The organism is Thiorhodococcus minor (genome assembly GCF_010820565.1).
Classification (GTDB): Bacteria; Pseudomonadota; Gammaproteobacteria; order Chromatiales; family Chromatiaceae; genus Thiorhodococcus; species Thiorhodococcus minor.
In genome coordinates, this window is record NZ_JAAIJQ010000185.1 from 1 (window position 1) to 3,352 (window position 3,352).

The 3,352-nt window shown below is 64.3% G+C and carries 3 protein-coding genes; 2 read left to right on the forward strand and 1 reads right to left on the reverse strand.

The features are described from left to right. Positions 1–1,011 precede the first annotated feature (1,011 nt). Positions 1,012–1,473, reverse strand: a complete 462-nt coding sequence (locus G3446_RS26010; protein ID WP_164456568.1) for a helix-turn-helix domain-containing protein — start codon at positions 1,471–1,473, stop codon at positions 1,012–1,014. 224 nt (positions 1,474–1,697) lie between these two features. Between G3446_RS26010 and G3446_RS26015 the strand changes: the two genes are divergently transcribed. Continuing rightward, complete coding sequence (locus tag G3446_RS26015; protein ID WP_164456569.1) at positions 1,698–2,207, forward strand: hypothetical protein; 510 nt, start codon at positions 1,698–1,700, stop codon at positions 2,205–2,207. A 55-nt stretch (positions 2,208–2,262) separates the two neighbouring features. After that, on the forward strand, positions 2,263–2,460 hold the full coding sequence (locus G3446_RS26020; RefSeq protein WP_164456570.1) for a hypothetical protein: 198 nt from the start codon (positions 2,263–2,265) through the stop codon (positions 2,458–2,460). Positions 2,461–3,352 lie beyond the last annotated feature (892 nt).

Genomic DNA, 3,352 nt, shown 5'->3' on the forward strand with positions numbered 1-3,352 from the left:
TCTTCGGTGTTGAGACTGATAGCGTTGCAACGCTTCATCGGCATGCTCCTACAAGGTTCCTGTGAAGACGCATTATTGTAACATAATCATAGCTTTAGGCGCTAAGTCCATGGCATTGGGCGGATGCCTCAGTCGCTGCCGGCCAGGGAAGCGCAAAGCGCGAGGCCGGTAGTCCCGGGTAGGCGTGTGCGCGTGCGTATTGCCGTAATGACGAAGGACGTGAGTCCTTCGTCGTGAAGGCAATATGCAAAGCGCAGTCACACACGCCGTAGAGTCATTCGTCGTAGGGTCGTGCGTAGCCCGAGTGCGCCAACGGCGCTACTCGAGGCGGAGCAGCGACCCGGAGCGGGACGGCCCGGGCTGAGAAGGTTGTCGCCCTGCGCGAGTCCCGTCGGCGAGGGATCGACCCGACGGGTATCACGAGCGCAGACGCGACACTCCGGCAGATCGAGGGTTCGCATCGATTGGGTCCCGTCGGGAAGGGTTGATCAATCTTGCTGCGTGGATTCCGTCACGCGTCAATTCAGCCGTCTGCCCGACCGCCTCGCACAGCCGTTGTGGCCATGCGACCTCCCGTGTGCTCCGGTGCTAGCAGCGATTCGGATGTCTTGTGACGATTGCCTCGGATCGGCGGGAGGACCACCCGCGCCGAGGCCGTCTCGAGCGTGCAGAACCGCAGTCCGTTTCAGGCAATGACGGCCGTGCCGGAGTACCTTCCCTCGGTTAAGTGGCCTGCAAGGATGTCGCATGGCTGCCTCCCCCTGGAGATGGCGACGTGTCGTTGTCTGCTTCTGCTTTGCGGGTCGATGGGGGCCGGATGCCGGGGCACGCACAGCAGTGTCGGCAGATGGGGCTCCGTCGAAAGTGAAGCAAAATTGACTTATTGTGTCAAGAGAGCGGTTGACCGGGTCCGTTGGGAGGAGCATCCCTCGAGCGATCGGGCTCGGGTTGCGCCTGGCGTGGCGCTGCATCGGGGGTAACGGGAAAGTGGCAAGCCCTCGGCGCACAGCCTCATGCCGGCGGCAGGTTCTCATCCTCCCCGAGCAAGAGCTCAATCGCCTTGGCAATGCGTGCCCCCGCCGGTGGGTTCTCCAGATAGCGCAGGACCAGCCGGGTGACCTCGTCCCGCACAGCTGGATCGGCCGCCGCGAGGCGCCGCGACAGATCATCGAGCAGCTCGGCGAGCGGACATGTCCCTGGATGACCCGGCGGGGAAGGGCCGACGGGCGTTGCGTCCGCGCTCGGCGTGTGCTCCGACTCGAGCATCGGCGCCGTGCCGTGCAGCAACCAGTAGGGATTCACGCCGCAGGCACGCTGCAAGGCGTTCAGCGCCTCCCACTGCGGCTCCGTGATGCCGCGCTCCCATTGCGAGACCGCCTGCTTGGAAATCCCGCCCGCGCACTGCCCAAGCGTTGTTTGGGTCAGCTTCAGCTGCTTGCGGAGGTGCTTCACACGATCGGCGACGGTATCCATGGCGACAAGTTTACTTGACGTTTCGGGAAGGTCAATTGACTTTTTTCCGCGATGGGACTTTACTTTTCGCCATGATCACCAAATCCGATGGTCGCTTGCGGAGTTGTGCCCCGACCTCTTTGGGCCGGAGCCCGAGCGGCCAAGCGAGCAGCACGCATGCCGCTGACGTCTGCCTAGCGTCGCCCGAGTCGCGGCTGATCGACTGCGGTCGATGATCAAGTACCGTGGCCATCCGACTCGACGATGCGGAGCTGGCCGCACTCACCGGACAACGCCCTGAGCTCTGGCAGCTCTACATCGTGCTGAGGACCCTCATGGACTATCACACCGGCTTGGTGGGCGCGACCCGTCGTATCTCCTGGCGCAGCTTGCAGGAGGCGCTCTATGTCGAGCCCGGCCAGGGTCTGGAAGGCACCGGCATCCCGACCAAGGCCAAGGTCCGACGGGCTCGCGCGTGCCGGTTTGCTGCGCAATCGCAGTGCCTTGAAACAGCTTATTTTTTTCTTCCCTTGGTCCTCACGGATCAGTCTGCGCCAAATAATCCCGGCACAAACCCGGCATACCCATCCCGGCACCTTGGATTCCAGCAATGGCGCGGCCTGCGGGCCAGATCCACCCACAATCCGGCAGGTGGCGACTTCGAAAGGGCCCGCGAAACCCGGCACCCTTCCGGTATCCGGTATCCGGTATCCGGTATCCGGTCTTCGGTCTCCGGAAAGAAAAGACTGTGCTAACGCACAGGTCGCGCGCCGGGCCGTTCTCGCCGCTCGACGGCGATGTCGAGCCAGCGTGACGCTGCCGCAGAGCGAGGAGGCCACGGCTCGCCAGCAGCTGCAGGCACTCCGCGCGCTGATCCTGCGCGCCCTGCCGCCGGCACCTACACGCGCCAGCGAGCGGGCGGAAGTGCGGCGTGCGCATATCGCGCAGCGCAAACGCAAGGCCGCGAAGGCAGTCGAGGACCTGCGCACGCGCCGCGGTGCCCCATGAGCCGCCGCCGGCCTGCGCCCGGGAGACGATGCGTGCTGCCTGAGCGCAGCGCTCGACAGGCGACACCGATCTGGCTCGTCGCCCGGCTTCAAACCTCGGCTGCCATCAGCGTCGAACGCGGCTCTGCCAGACAGAACTTGGACGCAGGCGACGGTGGTTTCCTCGGTCATCGGGACCTGCGTTTCGGGGCGTCGATGTTTCGAAGAGAACAGACCCGTGCCAGGTCTGCTCGAGCGCGATGGCGCCTCGTGCCGAACTGGCTCGCGACGCCGTTGTGCATCTTTCGACACCGCGTCAGACCTGCCGCAAAGGCTGGATCACGTCGCTTGAAAGCCCTGCATTGGCTGAGCGGCGAGGCGATGGCGTCCGCGTCTGCCAATCCGTTCGGCAAGGCGGCAAGATCGGCTATCTATTCGCTGCAGACGTGGCGACTGCCGAGGACGGGGGTGAGCGTCTTGGCGATTTCCGGTGAGCTGCCGTCCCGAACGCTTGGATCGGCAGCCGTTGCAGTGCCGCCTGACGACTCGTCTTCGGGAAGCGTTCCCGGCTGTCGGCGAGTCCGCTTCACGCAGGTTGGAGGGAGTGCCTGGCGCGGCGACGCCGTCGGATCGGCTTGGTCTTCTTCGCGGTTTGGCCCGAGCAGGGGTAACTTCTCAATAATTCACGGCACAGCCTCAGCGGCCAAGATCCGTTCGCGCACGATGTCCGGCAAGGGCGGGATGTCTCCGACCTGTCCGATTCGGTCATTGAGGTCGTCCCAGAAGGAAATCCCTAGTTTTCGGCAGGTCTTCTTGAGGCTGGCGAAGGTGTCACGAAGCGACGCCCTAGATCGCTGCGGGTCCCGCCGCTGATCTTGCGCCATTTCACATCGCTGCGGATGTCGTTCTCGCTG